This window comes from Streptomyces sp. NPDC101237, from assembly GCF_044767465.1.
Lineage (GTDB): Bacteria > Actinomycetota > Actinomycetes > Streptomycetales > Streptomycetaceae > Streptomyces > Streptomyces gramineus.
On record NZ_JBIWNY010000001.1, the window covers coordinates 32,894 to 54,489 of the forward strand.

General features: G+C 73.9%; 21 protein-coding genes and 1 tRNA gene. 7 read left to right on the top strand and 15 right to left on the bottom strand.

From position 1 onward, the window contains the following. Nucleotides 1–32: 32 nt before the first annotated feature. The 8 genes from ACIRQ9_RS00135 to ACIRQ9_RS00170 all read right to left on the bottom strand — a co-directional run bounded on the left by ACIRQ9_RS00135 (nucleotide 33) and on the right by ACIRQ9_RS00170 (nucleotide 9,900). Nucleotides 33–1,196, bottom strand: a complete 1,164-nt coding sequence (locus tag ACIRQ9_RS00135) for a cytochrome P450 (RefSeq protein WP_404165507.1) — start codon at nucleotides 1,194–1,196, stop codon at nucleotides 33–35. A gap of 102 nt (nucleotides 1,197–1,298) precedes the next feature. After that, nucleotides 1,299–1,727, bottom strand: a complete 429-nt coding sequence (locus ACIRQ9_RS00140) for an OsmC family protein (RefSeq protein WP_404165508.1) — start codon at nucleotides 1,725–1,727, stop codon at nucleotides 1,299–1,301. Nucleotides 1,728–1,754: 27 nt separating this feature from the next. Continuing rightward, complete coding sequence (locus ACIRQ9_RS00145) at nucleotides 1,755–2,489, bottom strand: hypothetical protein (protein WP_404165510.1); 735 nt, start codon at nucleotides 2,487–2,489, stop codon at nucleotides 1,755–1,757. Then, nucleotides 2,486–4,630, bottom strand: a complete 2,145-nt coding sequence (locus ACIRQ9_RS00150; protein WP_404165512.1) for a SpoIIE family protein phosphatase — start codon at nucleotides 4,628–4,630, stop codon at nucleotides 2,486–2,488. The genes ACIRQ9_RS00145 and ACIRQ9_RS00150 overlap by 4 nt, the downstream gene beginning before the upstream one ends. A 411-nt stretch (nucleotides 4,631–5,041) precedes the next feature. Beyond that, nucleotides 5,042–6,235, bottom strand: coding sequence for an XdhC family protein (locus ACIRQ9_RS00155; RefSeq protein WP_404165514.1), 1,194 nt, complete (start codon nucleotides 6,233–6,235; stop codon nucleotides 5,042–5,044). Beyond that, nucleotides 6,228–8,354: a xanthine dehydrogenase family protein molybdopterin-binding subunit gene (locus ACIRQ9_RS00160; RefSeq protein WP_404165516.1), complete on the bottom strand. Its 2,127-nt coding sequence runs from the start codon at nucleotides 8,352–8,354 to the stop codon at nucleotides 6,228–6,230. The genes ACIRQ9_RS00155 and ACIRQ9_RS00160 overlap by 8 nt, the downstream gene beginning before the upstream one ends. Then, the gene (locus ACIRQ9_RS00165) at nucleotides 8,351–9,343 is read right to left on the bottom strand and encodes an FAD binding domain-containing protein (RefSeq protein ID WP_404165518.1); all 993 of its coding nucleotides are present in this window, start codon (nucleotides 9,341–9,343) and stop codon (nucleotides 8,351–8,353) included. The genes ACIRQ9_RS00160 and ACIRQ9_RS00165 overlap by 4 nt, the downstream gene beginning before the upstream one ends. Beyond that, a complete protein-coding gene (locus ACIRQ9_RS00170) occupies nucleotides 9,340–9,900 on the bottom strand; it encodes a (2Fe-2S)-binding protein (RefSeq protein ID WP_404165520.1) in 561 nt (186 codons plus the stop codon). Before ACIRQ9_RS00170 ends, ACIRQ9_RS00165 begins: the two co-directional genes overlap by 4 nt. Nucleotides 9,901–10,132: 232 nt before the next feature. On the opposite strand from ACIRQ9_RS00170, the gene ACIRQ9_RS00175 reads away from it, so the two are divergent. Then, complete coding sequence (locus ACIRQ9_RS00175) at nucleotides 10,133–10,717, top strand: TetR/AcrR family transcriptional regulator (RefSeq protein WP_404165522.1); 585 nt, start codon at nucleotides 10,133–10,135, stop codon at nucleotides 10,715–10,717. Between the two features lie 188 nt (nucleotides 10,718–10,905). Here the strand turns inward: ACIRQ9_RS00175 and ACIRQ9_RS00180 are convergent. Further along, nucleotides 10,906–10,979, bottom strand: a tRNA-Pro gene (locus ACIRQ9_RS00180). A 45-nt stretch (nucleotides 10,980–11,024) separates the two neighbouring features. After that, nucleotides 11,025–12,452: an MFS transporter gene (locus ACIRQ9_RS00185; protein WP_404165524.1), complete on the bottom strand. Its 1,428-nt coding sequence runs from the start codon at nucleotides 12,450–12,452 to the stop codon at nucleotides 11,025–11,027. Nucleotides 12,453–12,672: 220 nt separating this feature from the next. Between ACIRQ9_RS00185 and ACIRQ9_RS00190 the strand changes: the two genes are divergently transcribed. Then, the gene (locus tag ACIRQ9_RS00190) at nucleotides 12,673–13,263 is read left to right on the top strand and encodes a TetR/AcrR family transcriptional regulator (RefSeq protein ID WP_404165526.1); all 591 of its coding nucleotides are present in this window, start codon (nucleotides 12,673–12,675) and stop codon (nucleotides 13,261–13,263) included. A 68-nt stretch (nucleotides 13,264–13,331) separates the two neighbouring features. Here the strand turns inward: ACIRQ9_RS00190 and ACIRQ9_RS00195 are convergent, their stop codons facing one another. Then, nucleotides 13,332–14,189 carry a dioxygenase gene (locus ACIRQ9_RS00195; RefSeq protein WP_404165528.1) on the bottom strand — a complete coding sequence of 286 codons (858 nt, stop codon included), beginning with the start codon at nucleotides 14,187–14,189 and terminating at the stop codon, nucleotides 13,332–13,334. Between the two features lie 71 nt (nucleotides 14,190–14,260). Continuing rightward, a complete protein-coding gene (locus ACIRQ9_RS00200) occupies nucleotides 14,261–14,770 on the bottom strand; it encodes a hypothetical protein (protein ID WP_404165530.1) in 510 nt (169 codons plus the stop codon). Between the two features lie 130 nt (nucleotides 14,771–14,900). On the opposite strand from ACIRQ9_RS00200, the gene ACIRQ9_RS00205 reads away from it, so the two are divergent. After that, nucleotides 14,901–15,248, top strand: coding sequence for a cupin domain-containing protein (locus ACIRQ9_RS00205; protein WP_404165532.1), 348 nt, complete (start codon nucleotides 14,901–14,903; stop codon nucleotides 15,246–15,248). Between the two features lie 6 nt (nucleotides 15,249–15,254). Here ACIRQ9_RS00205 and ACIRQ9_RS00210 read toward each other — a convergent pair whose 3' ends face one another. Next, a complete protein-coding gene (locus ACIRQ9_RS00210; protein WP_404165533.1) occupies nucleotides 15,255–16,286 on the bottom strand; it encodes a LacI family DNA-binding transcriptional regulator in 1,032 nt (343 codons plus the stop codon). 210 nt (nucleotides 16,287–16,496) lie between these two features. On the opposite strand from ACIRQ9_RS00210, the gene ACIRQ9_RS00215 reads away from it, so the two are divergent. The 3 genes from ACIRQ9_RS00215 (at nucleotide 16,497) to ACIRQ9_RS00225 (ending at nucleotide 19,598) form a co-directional block, all read left to right on the top strand. Next, nucleotides 16,497–17,663, top strand: coding sequence for a phytanoyl-CoA dioxygenase family protein (locus ACIRQ9_RS00215; RefSeq protein ID WP_404166375.1), 1,167 nt, complete (start codon nucleotides 16,497–16,499; stop codon nucleotides 17,661–17,663). Between the two features lie 24 nt (nucleotides 17,664–17,687). Beyond that, nucleotides 17,688–18,464 carry an SDR family oxidoreductase gene (locus tag ACIRQ9_RS00220; RefSeq protein ID WP_404165534.1) on the top strand — a complete coding sequence of 259 codons (777 nt, stop codon included), beginning with the start codon at nucleotides 17,688–17,690 and terminating at the stop codon, nucleotides 18,462–18,464. A 129-nt stretch (nucleotides 18,465–18,593) separates the two neighbouring features. Then, complete coding sequence (locus tag ACIRQ9_RS00225) at nucleotides 18,594–19,598, top strand: Gfo/Idh/MocA family oxidoreductase (protein WP_404165536.1); 1,005 nt, start codon at nucleotides 18,594–18,596, stop codon at nucleotides 19,596–19,598. Between the two features lie 81 nt (nucleotides 19,599–19,679). Here the strand turns inward: ACIRQ9_RS00225 and ACIRQ9_RS00230 are convergent, their stop codons facing one another. Then, nucleotides 19,680–20,240: a TetR/AcrR family transcriptional regulator gene (locus ACIRQ9_RS00230; RefSeq protein ID WP_404165538.1), complete on the bottom strand. Its 561-nt coding sequence runs from the start codon at nucleotides 20,238–20,240 to the stop codon at nucleotides 19,680–19,682. Between the two features lie 129 nt (nucleotides 20,241–20,369). Here ACIRQ9_RS00230 and ACIRQ9_RS00235 point away from each other — a divergent pair, with 129 nt between their 5' ends. Next, nucleotides 20,370–21,410 (top strand): NAD-dependent epimerase/dehydratase family protein, encoded by a 1,041-nt coding sequence (locus ACIRQ9_RS00235; RefSeq protein WP_404165540.1) that lies wholly within the window; start codon nucleotides 20,370–20,372, stop codon nucleotides 21,408–21,410. Here ACIRQ9_RS00235 and ACIRQ9_RS00240 read toward each other — a convergent pair. Beyond that, the gene (locus ACIRQ9_RS00240) at nucleotides 21,398–21,586 is read right to left on the bottom strand and encodes a hypothetical protein (protein ID WP_404165542.1); all 189 of its coding nucleotides are present in this window, start codon (nucleotides 21,584–21,586) and stop codon (nucleotides 21,398–21,400) included. The genes ACIRQ9_RS00235 and ACIRQ9_RS00240 overlap by 13 nt on opposite strands. Nucleotides 21,587–21,596 lie beyond the last annotated feature (10 nt).

Sequence of the window (21,596 nt, forward strand, 5' to 3'; positions counted from 1 at the left end):
GGCGTGGCGGTCCGGCGCGGCGGGCGGGTCCGTCACCAGCGCACGTGCAGGGCCGGCGGTTTGCGGAACACCAACCCGTGCGGTGCGGCGGGCCGTTCCGGGTCCAGGCACAGCGCGGGCAGCCGGTCGAGCAGGCGGTGGAGGGCGATCCGGGTCTCCAGGCGGGCGAGGTGCGCGGCGACGCAGTGGTGCGGGCCGTGGGCGAAGCCCAGTTGGAGGCGGGCGTTGTCGCGGCGGACGTCGAACCGGTCCGGGTCGGGGAAGACCGCCGGGTCGCGGTTGGCGCCGGTGAGGGAGACGGTGACCAGGTCGCCGCGGCGGACGGCCGCCGTCCCGAGAACCACGTCACGGGTGGCGTAGCGGTCCACCACCGCCGCTCCGGGCTCCAGGCGCAGGGACTCCTCGACCGCGCCGTCCAGGAGGCCCGGATCGGCCCGGACCAGGGCGAGTTGGGCGGGGTCTTCGAGCAGGTGGAGGAGTGCGTTGGTGATCATCGCCTCGGTGGTCTCGATGCCACCGAACATCATGACCGCCGCGTTGGAGGCCACTTCGGGCGGTGTCAGCCGGCCGGCGGCCGAGACGAGGAGCGAGGACGCGTGCCGGTCGGCGATCGTGGCCTCCACGGCGGCCCGCAGCTCCGTGTAGGCGGCGGCACCGGCCGGACCCGCGTCCAGCCCCTCGGTGATGTCCGAGACGGCCCGCACGATCGCGTCGTACCAGGCCAGGACCGTGTCCGTGGTCGCACCGGCCAGGCCGAGCGCCTCGGTCACCACGGCGACGGCGAGCGGTCCGGCGAAGGTGCGGCGCAGCTCGGCGGCTCCGGACGGTTCCAGGGCGGTGATGAGCCGGTCGGTCTCCCGCTCGATGAACGCGGCGAAGCCGTCGTGCACGGCGCGCGGCCGGAAGGGAGCGGCGAACGGCTCACGGTGGCGGGCGTGCGCCTCGCCGTCCAGGGAGAGCATGCTCGGGCCGACGACCTGGGCGGTGGAGAAGCGCGGGTCGTCCACGGTGAAGGTGGCGGAGTCCCGCATCACGTCCACCGCGAGGTCGCGGCGGGTGACCAGCCAGCCGTTCAACTCGGGCAGCCAGGACACCGGTTCGGCCTCCCGCAGCCGGGCCAGAAGCGGGTGCGGATCACGGGCGAGACCGGCGAGCGTGGTGGAGGCGCCGAGCGGAAAGGCGCCGACGGTGCTCATCGAGCGGTCCGGCCGGAGGAAGGGAAACCGTTCACCTCTCCACCCAATCACGGCGGCCCGGCGGCCCGTCGGCCGCCCCGGAGGCGACGGGCCGCCGACGGCTCAGTCGTCCTCGACCGAGACGGCGACGGGTGTCCCGGCCTCGATGGTGCGGCTGACCGTGCACAGCCGGTCGTGCGAGACGGCGACGGCGCGGGGCAGGATGGCGCGGGCCCGGTCGCCCGACGGGCCGTCCGGGAAGGTGACGGAGAAGGAGACCGCGAGGTCCGTCATCCGGTTGCCGCCCTCGTCGCTGACCTTGTGGCCGCTGACGGTCACGGTGAAGGTGTCCGGTTCGACGTGCCGGCCGGTGGCGACATCGACGTCGGCCGCGGTGCAGCCGCCGATCGCGGCGAGCAGGAGCTCCACCGGGGAGAACTCGGTGCCGTCGGCGGTGCCGAAGCCGATCGTGCCGCCGCGCGCGTTCGTCGCGGTGAAGTGTCCGGTGGCGGTGCGCTCGACGGTGACCAGGCGCAGGGAGTCTTCGCTCATACCGCCGAACCTAAGGCAGGGCGGCCGTCAGCGCAGGAGGTTCACGGCCCGTGCCACCACCAGGACCACCGTGACCAGGGACACCGAGGACTGCAGCATCATCAGCATCTTGGCCCAGCGCGACAGCGGCATCACGTCGGTCGGGCTGAAGGCGGTGGAGTTGGTGAAGGACAGGTACAGGTAGTCCAGGAAGGCGGGTTCCCAGTCGGGCGGGGCGGTCTCGGGGCTCTGCATCTGCACGAAGAGGAAGTCGGCGTACTGGCGGTGGCCGCGGACCCGGGCCATCGGTCCGCCGCGGTCCCACTCCCAGTACCAGAGCGCGAACACGATCACATTCGTCAGCCAGATGCCGCCGCCGGTCAGCAGCAGCGGGGCGGCCTCCTCACCCTCCGTACCCTCGATCAGCCCCGCCACCAGCCGGACCGCCGCCCAGCCGTTGGCGAGGCTGATCACGCCCATCAGGGCAAGGCCCAGCAGCCGCAGCCACCGGGTGCGGGGCTCCACCCGCCGCGGGTTGCCGGCGATCAGGCCTGCCAGCAGGGCCAGTTCGAGGGTCGGCAGGACCCAGTAGGGCTGGAGGGCGAGCCGGTGCGGCAGCATCAGCTGGAGCGCCACGGCCACCAGGATCACGGCGGTCACGGCCCAGCGCGGCTCGCCCCGCGTGGCCCTGCGCCACGCGGGCACCACCTGGTGTTCGCCGTGGGCCGGCAGCCGTTCACGTCTGGCAGGCCGGCCCTCGGCCTCGCTCCCCGGGTCGTTCATGGTGACGATTGTCCACGGGGCGGCCGGCCGCCGCCCGACGGTTGTGCCGCGCTCTCCGGATCCGGCGGCGGCAGGGGCCGGGCCCTGGCGATGAGCAGGGCGACGTCGTCCTCGCCGCCGGGCGGCCGCAGTGTCCGGAGGATGCGCTCGCAGGTCTCCTCCGGATCGTGGCCGCGGGTCGCGGCGAGGGCGTCGAGCAGGGTGTCCAGACGGGCGTCGATGGCTGCGTCGCGGGTCTCCACCAGGCCGTCGGTGTAGAGGACCAGCTGGTCGCCGGGCCGGAAGTCGACGGTGGCGGCCTCGAACGGCACTCCGCCGACGCCGAGCGGGACGCCGGGGGGCAGGTCGAGGAGGCGGCCCGGGCGGCCGGCCCGCAGCAGGGCCGGGGGCAGGTGCCCGGCGAGGCACATCCGGCACTCGCCCCGGTGCGGGTCGCAGACGCAGTACAGACAGGTGGTGATGGCCTGGTCGCTTCCCTGGGTGAGGTGGTCGAGGTGGTAAAGGGCCTCGTCGGGGGCGAGGTCGAGTTCGGCGAAGGCCCGTGCGGCGCTGCGGAGTTGCCCCATGGTGGCGGCGGCGTTCAGACCGCTGCCCATGACGTCCCCGACGACCAGCGCGGTCTTGTCGCCCCGCAGCGGGATGGCGTCGTACCAGTCGCCGCCGATCTCGCTCATGGCGCCGGCGGGCTGGTAGCGGCAGGCCACCTCCAGGCCGGGCAGCCGGGTCGGGAGCTGCGGGAGCAGGCTGCGCTGCAGGGTGAGGGCGGCGTGGCGCTGGGCCTGGTAGCCGCGGGCGTTGTCGATGCAGACCGCCGCGCGGGCGGCCAGCTCGGAGGCGAGGAACACGTCGTCCTCGTCGAAGGGCGCGGTGTTGCGGGTCCGGGCGAGGGCCAGGGCGCCCAGGACCTCGCCCCGGGCCAGCAGGGGCACGACCAGGTAGGAGTGGAGGCCGGCGGCGGCGAGGAGGGCGGCGGCCGTCTCGTCGCGGGTGATGAGGTCCAGGTCCCGGCGGGTGGTGCGGGAGAGCAGGACCGGGCGGCGGGTGCGCACGCAGCGGGGGACCAGGCGGTCGCTGTCGTAGGTGACGATGCCGCCGGGCGGGTGCGCGGCGCGGACCGCGTCGCCGTCGTGGACCGCGCTGACGGCGAGCGTGCGGAAGCACAGGCGGCCCTCGTGCGCCACGGTCCGGCCGTCCGGCGCCCGGTCGAGGACGTCGACGGCGGCCACGTCGGCGAGGTCCGGCACGACGACGTCGGCCAGTTCGCGGGCCGTCGTCTCCAGATCGAGGGTGGTGCCGACGGAGGCGGACGCCCGGGCGATCATGGCCAGCCGGTGCCGGGCCTGGGCCGCCTCGGTGGCCGCCCGGTACCGTTCGGTGACGTCGATGACGGAGTACGCGAGGCCCAGCACCCGGCCTCCGGAGTCCTCCAGCCGGTAGTACGAGACGGACCAGGCGTGGTCGTGGTCGGGGTCGCCGGGCGGACGGCAGACGATGTCCCGGTCCACGACGGACTCGCCCGTCTCCAGGACCCGGCGCAGCCGCGCCTCGGGGCCGGTGTCCAGGTAGGTGAGGATCTCGCCGGCGGACCGGCCCAGGCGTTCGGCGGCGGACTGGCCCGTGATGCGTTCCAGGGCCGGGTTGACGGCCCGGTAGCGCAGGTCCGAGTCGAGGATGGCCAGGCCGACCGGGGACTGGGACACCAGCCGTATGGCCAGGGCGGCGTCCAGTTCGACCCGCTCCACCGCGGCCCGGTCGGCGGCCAGGCCCAGCGCGTAGGAGCCGCCGTGGTCGTCCAGCAGCCGCATGTTGCGGAACTCCACCAGGCGGGTGCTGCCGTCCTTGTGCCGGACGGGGAAGACCCCGGCCCAGTTCCGGCCGGTCTCCATGACCCGCGTGAACAGCCGCACCAGCTCGTCCCGGTGCTCCTCGTGGACGATCAGCCGGGCCGCGTACTGCCCCAGTGCCTCGGCCGCGCTGTGGCCGAACAGTTCCTCGGCCTTGGGACTCCAGAGGACCACCTGGCCCTCCGCGTTCAGCACCACCGCGGCGACGCCGAGCAGGTCGAGCAGGCCACTGGGCGGTGCGTGGGAGCCGGTCGCCGACCGGTCGTCGGCTGCTCGGGAGGAATCCGTCGCGTCCATCCCTCACCTTCCCCTCCCGCCCGGTGCTCTCGCTCGTGCCGCACCGGCGGGCGTGCTGTCTTCATCCATGGTCGCCCCAGACCCACGAGGTCCACACCTGGGCCCGCCCGGCCCCCCGTCCCCGAACCCGGCCTTCCGCCTCCCGACGCAGGTCACACGGGCTCTTCGGCCCGTCCCGAACGAAGCGGCCGTACCCGGCCACCGAACCCCGAGGGTGCGGTCGGATCCGGCGTCCACGGACCGGGGACGCTCCGACCGGCGTCCACGTGCAGGGCGCTCCGGCCTGGCGCCGACGGACAGGGCGACCGCGCACGTGGTCACCGGCGGATCAGGTGCGGCCGGCGTCCGCCGCGGCCCGGTCCGGGGCTCCGGGTCCAAGGAGCCCCGGCGGATGTCGGCGGTCAGGGGAGGTCAGCCGGGGCGTACCGGTGACTTTCTTGTCGTGATCACGGTGTCCGGGGTGCCGCGGCGGGCCGGGGGCCGGTCCGTCGCGGGCCGGTGGATCGGTGTTCCCGTGCCGGTGAGCGGTGCGCCCGTCCCGCCCCGCCGGATCGCGACGATCTCCGCCGCGATGGACATCGCGGTCTCCTCGGGCGTGCGGGCGCCGAGGTCGAGGCCGATCGGCGACCTGAGGCGCGCCAGCTCCGCGTCGCCGAGGCCCGCCGCACGCAGCCGGTCCTCACGGTCGGCGTGCGTACGGCGGGACCCCATCGCGCCGACGTACGCCACCGGCATCCGCAGGGCCGCCGCCAGCAGGGGCACGTCGAACTTGGCGTCGTGGGTCAGCACGCACAGGACCGTGCGCGGGTCGGTGCGCGTGCTGCGGAGGTAGCGGTCCGGCCAGTCGACCACCACCTCGTCCGCCTCCGGGAAACGGGCCCGGGTGGCGAAGACGGGACGGGCGTCGCACACGGTCACGCGGTAGCCGAGGAGCTTTCCGGCCCGTACCAGCGCGGAGGCGAAGTCGATCGCGCCGAACACGATCATCCGGGGCGGCGGGAGCCGGGTCTCGACGAACAGGGTGAGGCCGCCGGGGCAGTGGGAGCCGTCCTCGGAGATCTCGACGGTACGGGTGCCGCCGGCGGCCAGCGTCGCCAGGGCCTCCGCGGTGACGCGCTCCGTCGGGAGGGAGGCCGCGGTGGCGTGCGCCGGCGCCGGCCGGTCCTCGTCCGGGGCGTGCACGGCCGTGCCCAGCAGTTCCGCGGGCCCCCGGACCACCCGGGCGAGGGCCACCGGCTCCCCGCGGGCCGCCGCCCGCAGCGCCGCCTCGTACGTCCTGCGGTCCGGTGCGTCGCGGGTGACCGGCGTGACCAGGACCTCGATCTCCCCGCCGCACGTCAGACCCACGGCGAAGGCGTCCTCGTCGCTGTAGCCGAAGCGCTCCACGACCGGCCGGCCGTCCTGGAGGGCCTGCACGCACAGGTCGTACACCGCGCCCTCCACGCAGCCGCCGGAGACCGAGCCGACCGCCGTGCCCGCGCCGTCGACCGCGAGGGCGGCGCCGGGCGGGCGGGGCGCGCTGCCGCCGACGGACACCACCGTGGCGACGGCGAAGGTGCGGCCTTCGGCGGCCCACCCGCTCAGCTCCGCCGCGAGGTCAAGCATCCCGGCCCGCCCGCAGCACGCGGTCGGGGCGGATGGGCAGGCTGCGGTGGCGTACGCCGGTCGCGTGCCAGACCGCGTTGCCGACCGCCGCCGCGACGCCCACGACGCCGATCTCGCCGATACCCTTGATGACGAGGGGGTCGTCCTCGTCCGGGTCCTCGGGCAGCCAGTCCGCCTCGATGGCCGGGACGTCGGCGTTGGCCGCGAAGTGGTACCCCGCGAGGTCGGCGCCGACGTGGGCGCCCGACGCCTGGTCCCGGACCGCCTCCTCGTGCAGGGCCATGGAGATGCCCCAGGTCATGCCGCCGACGAACTGGTTCCGGGCGGTCAGCGGGTTGACGATCCGGCCGGCCGCGAAGATGCCGAGCATCCGGCGGACCCGTACCTCGCCGGTCGTGGTGTCCACGGCGACCTCGGCGAAGTGGGCGCCGTAGGAGTGCCGTTCCTTCTGCGGGAGGCCCGCGAGGGCCGCCGTGGTGTCCGAGCGGACGGTGATGCCCTCCGCGGGGACGCCGCCGCCCAGGGCGAGGCGTTCGCGCAGTTCCTCGGCGGCCGCGGTGACCGCCCAGGACCAGGAACTGGTGCCCATGGAGCCACCCGCGATCATGGCAGGCCCGAAGTCGCTGTCCCCGATGAGGACGCGCACCCGGTCGGGCGGCACCTCCAGCGCGTCGGCGGCGACCAGGGTGAGCGCCGTGCGCGCGCCGGTGCCGATGTCGGCGGCGGAGATCCGGACGGTGAAGCCGCCGTCGGCCTCGGCGGTCACCGTCGCCGTGGACGGCAGGGCTCCGGCGTGGAAGGTGGCCGCCGCCGTTCCGGTGCCGAGCAGCCAGCGGCCGTCGCGGCGCAGGCCGGGACGCGGGTCGCGGTCCGCCCAGCCGAACCGCCGGCTGCCTTCGCGGAAGCAGGCGATCAGTCCGCGGCCGGCGAACGGCAGTCCGGACACCGGCCCGGTCTCCGGTTCGTTGCGGACGCGCAGCTCGATGGGGTCGAGGCCGAGTTCCGCGGCCAGTTCGTCGAGCGCGGACTCCAGGGCGAACGAGCCCGGTGCCTCGCCCGGCGCGCGCATCCAGGTCGGCGTCGGCACGTCGAGCCGTACGATCCGGTGGGCGGTGTGGTGGGCCGGGGCGTCGTAGAGGACCCTGGCCGGCATGGCCGCGGGCTCCAGGAACTCGTGGACGGTCGAGGAGAGGTTCAGCGACCGGTGCTCCAGCGCGCGCAGCCGCCCGTCGGGGTCGGCGCCGAGCCTGACGTGCTGTGCCGTGGGGCTGCGGTAGCCGACCAGGGAGAACATCTGACGGCGGGTCAGCACGACGCGGACGGGGCGGCGCAGGCGGGTCGCCGCCATGACGGCGGCCACCTGGTGGGCGCGGACGCCCTTGGAACCGAAGCCGCCGCCGATGTGTTCGGAGCGCACGCGCACGGAGTCCGGGTCGAGGGAGAACAGGCTGGCGAGTTCGCCCTTGACCCAGATGGCGCCCTGGTTGGAGTCGACGACCTCCAGGCGGCCGCCGTCCCAGCGGGCGGTGGCCGCGTGCGGCTCCATCGGGTTGTGGTGCTCCTCGGGCGTGGTGTACTCGGCGTCCACGACGACGGCGGACCGGGCGAGTTCGGCCTCCAGGTCACCCTTGGCGGTCACGGCGGCGGCGTGCGGCACGTCCGCCGCGGTGTAGGCGTCCGGGTGCCCGTCGGCGAACGTGATGTCGTGCGGCTCCCGGTCGTAGCGCACCACGAGCCTCTCCGCCGCCTCCCTCGCCTGTTCGGGGGTCTCGGCGACGACCAGCGCCACGGGCCAGCCCGCGTGCGGCACCCGGTCGTGCTGGAAGAGCGCGATGGACGGGTCGGGCCTGTTCCCCATGAGGCCGGCGTAGTCGGTCTCCAGGTGCGGGGCGTTGCCGTGGTGCAGCACGGCGAGGACGCCGGGCAGGGCGAGGACGGACGCGTCCTCGACGGCGGTGACCCGGCCGCGGGCGACCGTGGACAGCACGAGCCAGCCGTGGGCGAGTCCGGCGAAGGGGATCTCTCCGGCGTAGCGGGCGGCGCCGGTGACCTTGTCGCGTCCCTCCACGCGGGTGTGCGCGGTGCCCACGGAGCCCTTCAGGGGCGTGACGGTGGTCATCGGGTCGCCTCCTCGGCGAGTTCGGTGAGCACGGCCACCACGAGGTTGCGCATCAGGGTCACCTTGTATCCGTTGTGCGGAAGGGGCCGGGCCGCGGCGAGTTCGGCGTCCGCGGCGGCGGCGAAGGTGCGGGCGTCGGCCGGTGCGCCGGTGAGCACCCGCTCGGCCTCCGACGCCCGCCAGGGCCGGGACGCGACCGCCCCGAGGGCGAGCCGGGCCTCCCGTACGGTGCCCGCCTCGACGTCGAGCGCGGCGGCGACCGATCCGATGGCGAACGCGTACGAGGCCCGCTCGCGGACCTTGCGGTAGCGCGATCCGGCGGCGACCGGCGCGGGCGGCAGGGTGACACCGGTGATCAGCGCGCCCGGCGGCAGGGCGGTCTCCCGGTGCGGTGTGTCCGCGACCGGCAGGTAGAGCGCGGCGAGCGGCACCTCCCCCGGCCCGTCGGCCGTCTCGTAGGAGACGACGGCGTCGAAGGCGGTGAGGGCCACGCCCATGTCCGACGGGTGTACGGCCACGCAGTGGCCGGAGGCGCCGAGGATCGCCCCGTTGTGGTGCTCGCCGGTGACGGCGGGGCAACCGCTGCCCGGGGCGCGCTTGTTGCAGGGCTGGGTGACGTCGGTGAAGTAGCCGCAGCGGGTGCGCTGGAGCAGGTTGCCGCCGACGGTTGCCATGTTGCGCAGCTGCCCGGAGGCCCCGGCCAGTACCGCCTGTGCCAACGCCGGGTAACGGCGGCGCACTTCGGGGTGGGCGGCGAGGTCGCTGTTGGTGACGGTGGCGCCGATCCGCAGGCCGCCGCCGGGGGCCGTCTCGATGCGGTCCAGGGGCAGTTCGCGGATGTCGACGAGGCGGGCGGGCCGCTCGACGCCGGTCTTCATGAGGTCGACGAGGTTGGTGCCGCCGCCGAGGAACCGTGCCTCGGGATCGGCGTCGAGGACCGCGACGGCGCCGGGGACGTCGAACGCGCGCTGGTAGCCAAACTCCCTCATGCCGCCGCCTCCGTGGTGCTCTGCTCGGCCGCCGCCCGGGCGACCGCCCGGACGATCGACACGTACGCGCCGCAGCGGCACAGGTTGCCGCTCATCCGCTCGCGGATCTCCTCCGCGGTCAGCGGCGGCGGGCCCGCCTCGGGCCGCACGTCGCCGGTGGCGGCGCTCGGCCAGCCGGCCGCGTGCTCCTCGATCACGGCGACGGCCGAGCAGATCTGGCCGGGTGTGCAGTAGCCGCACTGGTAGCCGTCGAGGTCGAGGAAGGCCTGCTGCACGGGGTGCAGCCGCTCGCCGTCGGCCAGTCCCTCGACCGTGGTGATCTCCCGGCCCTCGGCGGCGACCGCCAGTTGCAGGCAGGAGACGGTCCTGCGGCCGTCGACCAGGACCGTGCAGGCCCCGCACTGCCCCTGGTCGCAGCCCTTCTTGCTGCCGGTGAGGTCGAGCCGCTCGCGCAGGGCGTCGAGGAGGGTGGTGCGGTGATCGACGGCGAGGGAGTACTTCTCGCCATTGATGTGCAACGTGATGGCGCTGTGCGTGGCGGGATGGGATGGAGCCATGATCAGCCTTCTTTCGCAGATCCGGAGCGCGCCGTGAAGGCGGTCCGGCACGCAGGCGTGGGGGAGGATCGGGGGCACCGGAGGGCAAAGAAGCAGCTCAGTGGATGGCTTGATCGGTTCGGCCGGGGCTATGATGCGACCAATCGGACAGCTGTCCGCTCTTACCGGCAACGTACCGGACACTTGTCCGCTTAGCAAGGCGGCTCTTCCGCGAGCCCGCGAGGAGGCATGCGTGCCGGAGAAGAAGGACGCGGTGCTGCGCTCGGACGCGCAGCGCAACCGCGAGCGCATCCTGGACGTGGCGCTGGCCGAACTGACCCGCTGCGCCGATGTCCCGCTGAGCGCCATCGCCAAGAAGGCGGGGGTCGGCCAGGGCACCTTCTACCGCAACTTCCCCAACCGCGAGGCCCTGGTCCTGGAGATCTACCGCCACGAGATGCAACTGGTCGCCGACTGCGCGACCGAGTTGCTGGCGAGCCGGGAGCCCGACCGGGCACTTCGCGAATGGATGGACCGGCTCGCCCTGTTCGCCATGACCAAGGCAGGCCTGGCCGACGCGATCCGGAAGGCCACGCGGGCGGCCGGAGCGACGGCGAAGCCCGAGCACACCCCGGTGACCGACGCCTCGGACCGCCTGCTCCGCGCCGCCGAGAAGGCCGGCACCATCCGCCCCGGCGTGACCGCGGACGACTTCTTCCTCGCCATCAGCGGCCTGTTCACCATCGACCCGCACGGCGACTGGCAGGCACGTTCCGCCCGCCTCTTCGACCTGGTCATGGACGGCCTGCGCACGGGAGCCCCCGGGCCGCCGGCCTGACACGGCAGGCCCCCGGCCCCGACGGCACTCCCCCGGTCCCCGGGCCCGAACTCTCGCGTCGCCAGGCCGCCGCCGTCACCGTCGGCGCCACCGGCGGCAGTTCACCGGGACGCTCTCCCCGCACCGACAACGCCGAAGGCCGGACTCGGATGATCCCGAGTCCGGCCTTCGGCTGCGACTGTCTCCAGTCGGGACGACAGGATTTGAACCTGCGACCCCTTGACCCCCAGTCAAGTGCGCTACCAAGCTGCGCCACGTCCCGCTACGCGGCCACGCGGTGGACACCGCGTGATCACGCAGGTCAACACTACCGTACGCGTGCCGGTGCTGCCGCCGCCCGCTCCGCGACCGCTACGGTCACGCGCCGGTCGCGGCGGGCCGGGACCAGGAGCGCGGCCCCGGCGGCGGCCAGGCAGAACAGGGCCAGCAGGGTCCAGGCGTGGGTGTAGCCGGAGGCGTAGGGCAGCCCGGAGGGCTGGAGCCGGCCGGTGACCAGGACGCTGGTGAGCGCGGCGCCGATCGAGCCGCCGATGGTACGGATGTTGGCGTTCATGCCGGTCGCGGCACCGGTCTGCTCGGGCGGCACGCTGCCGACGACGAGGTTGGCCATGGAGGCGAAAGCCAGGCCGATGCCGAGGCCGAACAGACCGGAGACGACGGCGATCTGCCACTGCGCGGTGTGCCACAGGGCGAGCAGCCCGAGCGCGAGGGCGCCGAAGGCCGCGCCCGCGGTGAGGAGCGCCTTCGCGCCCGCCCTGGGCTCCAGCCGGCCGCTGAGGATGCCCGAGCCGAACATCGCGAGCAGCATCGGGAGCATCAGCAGTCCGGACGCGGTGACGCTGGCGCCGAAGCCGTATCCGGCGGCGGACGGCGTCTGGACGAAGCCGGGCAGGAAGGACCAGAGCGCGTACATGCCCGCGCCGAACAGCAGGGCCGCGGCGTTGGTGGTCCAGACGACGGGCAGCCGCATGACGCGCAGGTCGATCAGCGGGTTCCGGGAGCGGGCCTCGGTCAGCAGCCAGACGGCGAACAGCGCGACGGCCGTGCCGAACAGGCCGAGCACCTTGGCCGAGCCCCAGCCCCACTGTCCGGCCTGGCTCAGCGGCAGCAGCAGCGCCACCAGCCAGGCGGAGAGCAGTCCGGCGCCGAGCCAACTGACGCTGCCCTCCGCCCTCTTGGGCGACTCGGGGACGTAACGGGCGGCGATCAGGACGGTCACGGCGACCACGCCGACCGGGATCCAGAACAGCCAGCGGTAGTCCAGCGCGGAGACGATGGGACCCGCGGCCACGATGCCGACGCCGCCGCCCGCCGCGATCACCGCGGACAGGTTGCTGATGCTGCCGCTGACCTCCGCCGGGGCGAACTCGTCGCGGATGATGCCGAAAGAGAGCGGGAACAGGGCGCCGCCGACGCCCTGGACGACCCGGGCGAGGATCAGGACGCCGATGTTCGGCGCGAGGGCGGCGACCAGGCAGCCGGCCAGGACGGCCAGCAGGACGGCGACGAGGGTGCGCTTCTTGCCGGTCAGGTCGCCGACCCGGCCGAGTATCGGGGTGAAGACCGAGGCGGACAGCAGGTAGGCCGTCATCACCCAGGTCGCGTTGGACTGTGAGGTGTGCAGGGCGTGCTGGACGGTCGGCAGGGCCGGCGCGACCAACGACTGGAGCATGGAGAACACGCCGGCACCGGTCGCGAGGACCGCGAAGGTGAGGCGGGTGGACTTCCGGGGCATGAAGGAGCCTCTCCGAACATCGGACACGGAGGGAAACAACGGGGAAAGGGGATGTCTGGGCGGGTACGGAAGGGCGCGGGCGCAGGCCGCGTCCGGCCGTGGCGGGCCCTTCTCGCACTGCTAAAGTGGAGGTACCCCTCCACTGTACTGGAGGTGTGCCTCCGCTTCAACCGAAGTCGAGGAATCCCTCCGGTTCACCTTCGTCCCCCGGGAGGCAGCAGTGACCGCCGGCACCTTCCCCGTCAGTGAGATCGTCGCGTCCCGCAGACCGCACCGAAAAGACGCGGCCCGCAACTACGACGCGCTGCTCGCGGCCGCCCGCGAGGCGTTCGCCGAGAACGGCGCGGAGGCCTCCCTGGAGGACGTCGCGCGCCGCGCCGGGGTCGGCATCGGCACGCTGTACCGCAACTTCCCCAGCCGCCGGGACCTCTTCGAGAGCGTCTACGCCGACGAGGTCAACACCCTGTGCCGGGTGGCCGTCGAGCTGGCCGATCAGGAGCCCTGGCAGGCCCTGACCGCCTGGCTGGACCGGTTCACCGCCTACATGGTCACCAAGCGGGCGGTCCGCGACGCCCTCAACGACGAGTCCGAGATCTTCCAGGCCTGCCGCGACTCGATGTACAGCGCCGGCGGCCCGCTGCTGGAGCGGGCCCAGAAGGCGGGCGTGGTACGGACGGACATGGAGATCGGCGACCTGTTGCGGATGGTCTCGGGCATCACGGCCACCGCCTTCGAGGACGAGACCCAGCGCGACCGGGTGATGGGCATCGCGCTGGACGGCGTCCGCACGGTGCGCCAGACGTCCCTGTAGGCGCGCGGAGGACCGTCAGCCCCGCCCCTGGACGGCGCTCTCCTCGTACACCGCCCGGCGCGGCGGTCTCACACGCGCTCCAGCACGAGGTCGAACCGCGCGTGCCGGAACGGGTTCGGCACCCCGAACTCCGCCGCCAGCGCCGGGTCGTCGGTCGGCGCGAAGTCCTTGACCAGGCTCTCCTTGACCGCGAACACGGCGTCGGAGTCCAGGTACTCGCCGCCGGCGACGAAGATGTGGGTGGCGACCGGCGCGTGTCCCGCGGCCGAGGCGAGGAAGTGGACGTGGGCGGGGCGGTAGGGATGCCGGCCGGTGGCCTTGAGCAGGACGCCCACCGGACCGTCGGCCGGGACCGGGTAGGCGCTGGGCACGCAGGTGCGGAACCGGTAGCGGCCCTCGGCGTCCGCGGTGAACAGGCCGCGGCCGTTGCCGGGCGGCTGGACGCCGGGCTGCTGGACGTCGTAGAAGCCGTGCGGGTCGGCCTGCCAGACGTCCACGACGGCGCCGGGCAGCGGGGTGCCGTCGGTGGACCGGACCACGCCGCTGATCACACAGGGTTCTCCCGTGCCCACGAGGTCGATGTCCGCGCCCAGCTCCCGGACCGGCGACTCGGTCAGGTGGAAGGGGCCGAGGACGGTGGACTCGGTGGCGCCCGGCGCGGTGTGCCCGTTGACCGTCTCGACCACCATCGACAGGCCGAGGACGTCGGACAGGAGGATGAACTCCTGGCGGGTGTCGGTGCAGGTCCGGCCGGTCTCGGTGAGGAAGGCGACCGCGTTCTCCCACTCGGGCAGGGTCAGCCGGGTCTCGCGCGCGAAGGCGTGCAGATGCCGGATCAGCGCGGCGAGCAGCTCGCGCAGCCGGGAGTCGTCGGTGTTCCGCAGGCTCTCGACGGCTTCGGCGGTGAGCGCGTCCTCGGTTGTCATGCCGGCTCCTTGCCCCGGAGGAACAGTGACCAGGAGTGATCGTAGACCGTTGCCCGTTCAAGGAACCGGATCTACTTGATCAGCGCGTTGGCGACCACCACGATCACGCCGAGCAGCGCGTCGAGGAGGCCGATGAGGACGGCCGCGGGCCAACTCCGCGCCGACCGGCGGGCCGTGACGAGACCGAGCCCGAACAGGATCACGATGTTCAGGAGGAACGCCGGGTACTCGACGCCCTTGGGCGGCCACCAGTTCCAGCCGGCGCCCGCCAGCAGGAGGACCGTGGGCAGCACCGCCGTGACCAGCGGCCACTCCAGGGCCAGGGCGCGCAGCCCGTCCCAGCGCCGGTGCGGGGCGCGTTCGGCGATGTAGTGGGCGTAGCCGTGTGCCAGGGCGGAGGCGCCGGCGGTCACCAGGAGCCAGAGGGCGTCGTAGCGGCGGCTGGCGGCGGAGGTGTGGCCGTACTGGGTGAGCGCCGCGACCATCGAGGAGGCCAGGACGGCGCCGTAGACCCCGCCGAACAGGACGGCCTCGCGGGTGTCGTGGGTGTGCGGCTGCGCCACCGCCGAGGAGTCGGCCATGCCCTCAACGATCGCCCCGGCGCGCCGCACCCGCCAGTCCGCGCGGCCCGACGAAGTGTCCTCCCACCAGGCCGGATGCCCCACACCCTGTCCACGTCCAGGATGCGGGCGGCCTCGCTAGGGTCGCCGTATGACGACGCACAGCTTCGCCCTGCACATCCCCGACGCCGACCTCGAACCGGAGCCGCTGGACCCGGCCCAGGTCCTCTCCGGCACGCCCGAGGTCACCGGGAAGGTGGTCTGGGAGTCGGCCGACGGCAGGCAGATCCGCGGGATCTGGCAGATCACCCCGGGGGTGGTCACCGACACCGAGGCGGACGAGCTGTTCGTCGTGGTCAGCGGCTCGGCGACGATCGAGGTGGCGGACGGCCCGACGCTGACGGTGGGCCCCGGGGACATGGCGGTGCTCCGCGCGGGCGACCGTACGACGTGGACGGTGCACGAGACGCTGCGCAAGGCGTACGCGATCAGCCTGTGAGCGCGCTCAGCGGACCGTGGACGCGGGCATGTTGTAGGGCGTGACCACCTGGATGGCCGACGGCAGGGTCGGACCCGCCGGGGGCAGCGCGCCCTGCGCGCGCATCACCAGGTGGCAGGCCTCGCGCATGTCGTGGCGCAGGTCGTGGTGGAGGACGGCGGACAGGCGGTGCTCGCGCAGCAGGCGGGTGTTGTCGTGGTCGAGGTCGTGCGCGACGAACACGGCGCACTCCCGGCCCAGGTCGGCGAAGGCGCGCAGGGTCGCGTTGTTGCCGCCGCCGATGGAGTAGACGGCCCGGATCTCCGGGTCGCGTTCGAGTGCCGCGCGCACCAGGTCGTACTGGGTGGCGTCCAGGCCCTGTCCCTCGGCGATCTCCACCACCGTGCGCTCGGGATGGGTGGCCCGCATGACACTGCGGAAGCCCATCTCGCGCTCCTCCTCGTTGCGGAAGAAGCCGCTGCTGAGGCTGGCGAGGACGTTGCCGGGACGGTCGCCGAGCCACTGGCCCGTCAGATAGGCGGCGGTGGCGCCGGCCGCCCGGTTGTCGCTGCCGACGTAGGCGAGCCGGCCGCTGGCGGGCAGGTCGGTGACGAGGGTGACGACCGGGATGCCCGCCGACCGCAGACGGCCCACGGCCTCGGTGACCTCGGGGACGTCCGGCGCCTTGAGGATCACGCCCTGCGAGCCGCGGTCGGCCGTCCGGTCGAGCGTCGCCACCAGCTCGGCCACCGGCCCGGTCTCGCGGAAGTGGAACCGCGAGCGCACCACCGCCGGGTGCAGCGAGGGCAGCTCGGCCTCCAGCGCACCGCGCACGGCGGTGGTGAACCGCTCGGGAGCCTGCATCACGATGTCGACCATGAAGGTGCGGCCCACCAGCCGGACCTGGGTGCGCTGCCGGTCCAGATCGGCGATCGCCTGCCGCACCTCCCGCCGGGTGCTCTCCCGCACCCCTCCCCTGTTGTTCAGGACGCGGTCCACGGTGGCCTCGCTGAGCCCTGCCTGACGTGCGATCTCCCGGATCGGGAAAGGGTGGCCCACAGCCTGGCTCCTTGAGGGGTTTTTGATGGCTCGCTGCTGGTTGTTGGAGGGGTTTGTACTGACAAGAATGACAGGGCCCCGCCGCTCCCACGGCCCCGGCCGAGACCGCGGCCCCGACCGCAGCCGTGACCCTGCCCCACCCCAGCCGTCGCCCTGACCACAGCCGTGACGGTGGCCGTGACCGTGGCCATGACCGAAAGAAGGACGCCGATGTCCCTCGCCGCCGAACAGGACCGGGCCTGGCTCTCCGGGCAGGACTGCGATCTCGACACCTTCCGCGCACTGGTCGAGCGGACCACCGACCCGGCCGGCTATCCGCACGCCGCGGCCGTCGAGCAGGGCGTCCTCGTCTACGACAGCGAGCGGCTGCGCGCCCGCGACGCCTCCCACGGCATCCGGTCCGAACTCGTGCGCGCCCTCACCGACGGCCCCGGCGTCGTCGTCTTCAAGGGCGCCTTCCCCGATCCGACGGTCGTGGACCGGGCCTCGGCGGTGTTCGACGCGCTGATCTCGGAGCAGAAGGAGTCGGGCGCGCGGGCCGGCGACCACTTCGCCAAGCCCGGCGCCAACGAACGGGTGTGGAACGCGCTGGAGAAGGCGGCGCTGTACGACCCCGAGGTGTTCGCCGACTACTACGCCAACGACATCCTGGCCCTGGTCTCCCGGGCCTGGCTGGGCCCCGGCTACCAGGTCACCTCGCAGGTCAACGTGGTCAACCCGGGCGGGGTGGCGCAGACCGCGCACCGCGACTACCACCTCGGTTTCCTCTCCGACGAGCAGGCCGTGGCCTACCCGGCCCACGTGCACCGCCTCTCCCCCGCGCTCACCCTGCAGGGCGCGGTCGCGCACTGCGACATGCCGGTGGAGTCCGGGCCCACGCTGTACCTGCCGTACTCCCAGACCTACGAGCCGGGTTACCTGGCCTGGCGGCGCCCGGAGTTCCAGGAGTACTTCAAGGCCCGTCACGTGCAGTTGCCGCTGGCCAAGGGCGACGCGGCGTTCTTCAACCCGGCGGTGTTCCACGGCGCCGGCACCAACCGGAGCGTCGACGTGCGGCGGACCGCCAACCTGCTCCAGGTCTCCTCGGCCTTCGGCCGGGCCATGGAGACGGTGGACCGGGAGGCGGTGACCAACGCGGTCTACCCGGTGCTGCGCCGGCGCCAGGAGGAGGGGGCGTCCGAGGCCTGGCTGGAGCACGTCATCGCGGCGAGCGCCGAGGGCTACCCCTTCCCGACCAACCTCGACAACGACCCGCCGGTCGACGGCATGGCCCCGCCCTCGCAGGCGGACCTGGTGCGGCGAGCCCTGCGCGAGGGCTGGGCGACGCGCGTGCTGCGGGACGAACTGCGGGCCGCCACGGTCCGGCGCGAGAGCTGAGCGAGCGGAAAGGCCAGGGAATCCATGGGACTTCTCGACGACAAGGTCGTCCTCGTCAACGGCGGCAGCCAGGGCGTCGGTGCCGCCGTCGCGCGGGCCGCGGTGCGTGAGGGCGCCACGGTCGCCGTCACCGGCCGCCGCCCCGGGCCCGGCGAGGCCCTGGTGGCCGAACTCTCCGCCGCCGGCGGCCAGGCGCGGTACGTCCGGGCCGACGTGTCGGACGCCGGGCAGGCCAGGTCCTCGGTGGCCGAGGTGATCGGGGCGTGGGGCCGGATCGACTGCCTGGTCAACGCGGCCGGGCTGACCTCCAGGGGCACCCTGCTGGACACCACGCCCGAACTGTTCGACCAGCACATCGCGGTCAACCTGAAGGGGCCGTTCTTCGCGATGCAGGCGGCGGTGGCCGACATGGTAGCCCGCAAGGCGCCCGGCACCGTCGTCAACATCATCACGTCGTCCGCGCACGGCGGGCAGCCGTTCCTCGCGCCGTACGTCGCGGCCAAGGCCGGGCTGATCGGGCTGACCCGCAACGCGGCGCACGCGCACCGCTGGGACCGGGTGCGGATCAACGGCCTCAACATCGGCTGGACGGCGACGGAGGGAGAGGACGCCACGCAGCGGGAGTTCCACGGGGCGGTGGACGGGTGGCTGGAGGAGGCCGCCGCGCGGCTGCCGATGGGCAGGCTCGGCCGGCCGGACGAGATCGCCGACTTCGTGGTGCTGCTGCTGTCGGACCGGTCGGGCGTGGTGACCGGCTCGGTGATCGACTGGGACCAGAACGTGCTGGGCGGGCTCGACTGAGGGGCCGCCACGCCGGGTCACGGGTCGCCCGCGGCCGCGTCGTGGCCGCTCGTGCCCACGCGGCGCAGCCGCACATCGGTACAGCCCGCGCCCCTCGGGGACGCGTACACATCAAGGAGTAACACCGCCATGCGTATCGGAATCCTCGGCCTCGGCCGCATCGGCGCCTTCCACGCCGAGACCCTGTCCGGGCTCGACGCGGTCGAGTCGCTCGTCCTCACCGACCCGTTCGCGGAGGCCGCCAAGGCCGCCGCCGAGAAGTTCGGCGGCGAGGTCGTGGACTCGCCCGAGGCGCTGCTGGCCGCGGGGGTGGACGGCATCGTGGTGGCGGCCGCCACCGACGCCCACCCCGCGCTCATCCTGGCGGGCGTCGAGGCCGGCATCCCGGTCTTCTGCGAGAAGCCGGTCGCCAGGCGGATGAGCGAGGGCGTGCGGGTCCTGGAGGCGGTCCGGGGCAGCGGCGTGCCCATCCAGATCGGCTACAACCGGCGGTTCGACGCCGGGTTCGCCGCCGCGCGGGCCGCCGTACAGGCCGGTGAGCTGGGCGCGCTGCACACCGTCCGGTCCACCACCCTGGACCCGGCGCCGCCGCCCGCCGCCTACGTCGCGGTGTCCGGCGGGATCTTCCGGGACTGTTCCGTGCACGACTTCGACATCATCCGCTGGGTGACCGGCCGTGAGGTCACCGAGGTGTACGCGGCGGGCGGCAACCGGGGCGCCGACTACATCAAGGAGGCGGGCGACGCCGACACCACTGGCGCGATCCTCACCCTGGACGACGGCACCCTCGCGGTGGTCTCCAACTCCCGTCACAACGCCCGGGGTTACGACGTGCGCATGGAGCTGCACGGCTTCCGGGACTCGATCGCGGTCGGCCTGGAGGACAAGCTGCCGCTGCGTTCGGTCGAACCGGGCGTGACCTTCCCCGCGGGCACCCCGCACGACTTCTTCATGGACCGCTTCACCGCGGCCTACCGCGCCGAACTGGCCGCGTTCACCGAGGTCGTGGCCGGCTCCCGGCCCTCGCCCTGCACGGTCGAGGACGCCCTGGAGGCCGGCTGGATCGCGGAGGCCTGCACCCTGTCTCTGCACGAGCACCGTCCGGTGTCGATCGCAGAGGTGCGCGGAGCCTGACACCGCGCACGGCGGCGGGGGGGGGGGGGCGGGCCCCCCCCCCCGGCGGCCCCGCCCCCCCCCCCCCCGCCGCTCCTTCGTTCACCGGGCCCGCAGCCCGTCCACGACGAGTTCCAGGATCCGCGCCGCCCGCGCCTGCGCGTCGCCGCGCGCCGGGTCGATCCGCCACAGGACGCCGAGCTGCAGGAGCACGTCCTCGGGGTCGACGTCCGGCTTCAGCGTGCCGTCCGCCGCGCCCGCGTCGAGCAGGACCGCGATGGCGCGCACGAACGGCTCGTACATCGGGTCGGTGCCGCCGCCCGTCGCCGCGTGCACGACCTCGGAGACGCCGAACTTGAGCCTGCCGTAGCGGGCCACCTCGTCGAGCCAGCCGCGCAGGGCCGCCAGCGGCGGACGCGTCCGCAGCAGCTCGGGCGCGAGGTCGATCAGGTACCGCAGGTCGTGCCGGTACAGCTCCATGATCAGCGCCTCCCGGGTCGGGAAGTGCCGGTAGAGGGTGCCGATGCCGACTCCGGCCGTGCGGGCGACCGCGGAGAGCGACGCGGAGGTGGCGGCGGAGAGTTCCGTCCGCGCGGCGGCCAGGATCCGGTCCCGGTTGTCGCGGGCGTCCTTCCGGGTCGGCTTCGAGGGCTGCGGGTTCACGGGTGTCAGTCGTCCGTCCGGTGTGGATTGCTAACCGGAGACCCCTCCGGTACGTTGGGAGACGTAGCGGAGGGGTCTCCGTTTCATTGCCGATTCTGGCACATCCCAGCACATCCGTGGAGGTCAGTCATGCCCGAACTCGTCCTGGTGACCGGCGGCACCGGATACATCGCCGGCTGGTGCGTGGCCGAACTGCTGCGCCGCGGCTACGACGTGCGGACGACCGTGCGCTCACCGGGCCGCGAGCAGGCGGTCCTCGACGCCGTCGCGACGGTCGCCGCCCCTGCCGGGCGCCTGGACTTCGCCGTCGCCGACCTCACCGCCGACGCAGGGTGGAAGGCCGCGCTGGAGGGCGTCGACCGGGTGCTCCACGTGGCCTCGCCGCTGGGCGTGAGCGCCACGACACCGGACCTGGTCACCCCGGCCCGTGACGGCACCCTGCGGGTGCTGCGGGCCGCCACCGCGGCGGGCGTACGCCGGGTGGTGGTGACGTCGGCCGCGAACGCCGCGAGCCCGTCGTCGTACGCCTCCGAAGGCGTCACCGACGAGACGCTGTGGACCGATCCGGAGGATCCCACGCTGATCCCCTACCGGCGTTCGAAGACCCTCGCCGAGCTGGCGGCCTGGGAGTTCGTGCGGGAGCACGGCGGAGCGACCGAGCTGGCCACCGTGCTGCCCGGCGCCGTCCTCGGGCCGGTGCTGACGCCGGACACCGCCGGTTCCGTCGGGATCGTCGCCCGGCTGCTCTCCGGGGCGATGCCCGGCGTGCCCCGCATCGGGCTGGAGGTGGTGGACGTGCGTGATCTCGTCGACGTGCACCTCGCCGCGATGACCTCACCGGCCGCCGCGGGCGAACGGTTCCTGGCCACCGGCGAGTTCGTGTGGATGGCGGATCTGGCGCGGTTCCTGCGGGAGGGCCTGGGCGAGCGCGGACGGCAGGTGCCGACGCGCGGCCTGCCGGACTTCGCCGTGCGCCTCGCGGCCCGCTTCCGCGACCCCTCGCTGCGGGAGATCACCCCGGCGCTGGGCCGCCGCAACCGGCACACCACCGAGAAGGCGGCGCGGCTGCTGGACTGGCGGCCGCGGCCGGCCCGCGAGACGGTGCTGGACTGCGCCGAGAGCCTGCTCGCCCACGGCGCGGTCCGGGTCGCGGCCGCTCAGAGGCCGTAGCGGACCGCGAACTCGTCCGGGTCGTAGGCGTCCCGGTCCGGGTCGTGGGCGGTCGCCGGCCGGGTCTCGACCATGTCCTGCGGGCGGATCCGCTCGGGAAGCGCACCGAAACGCCGGTGCCGCACCGCCTCGGCCGCGGTGTCCGCGTCCGCCCGTGTCCGCTCTTCGTCCGTCATCGTCGCCCCC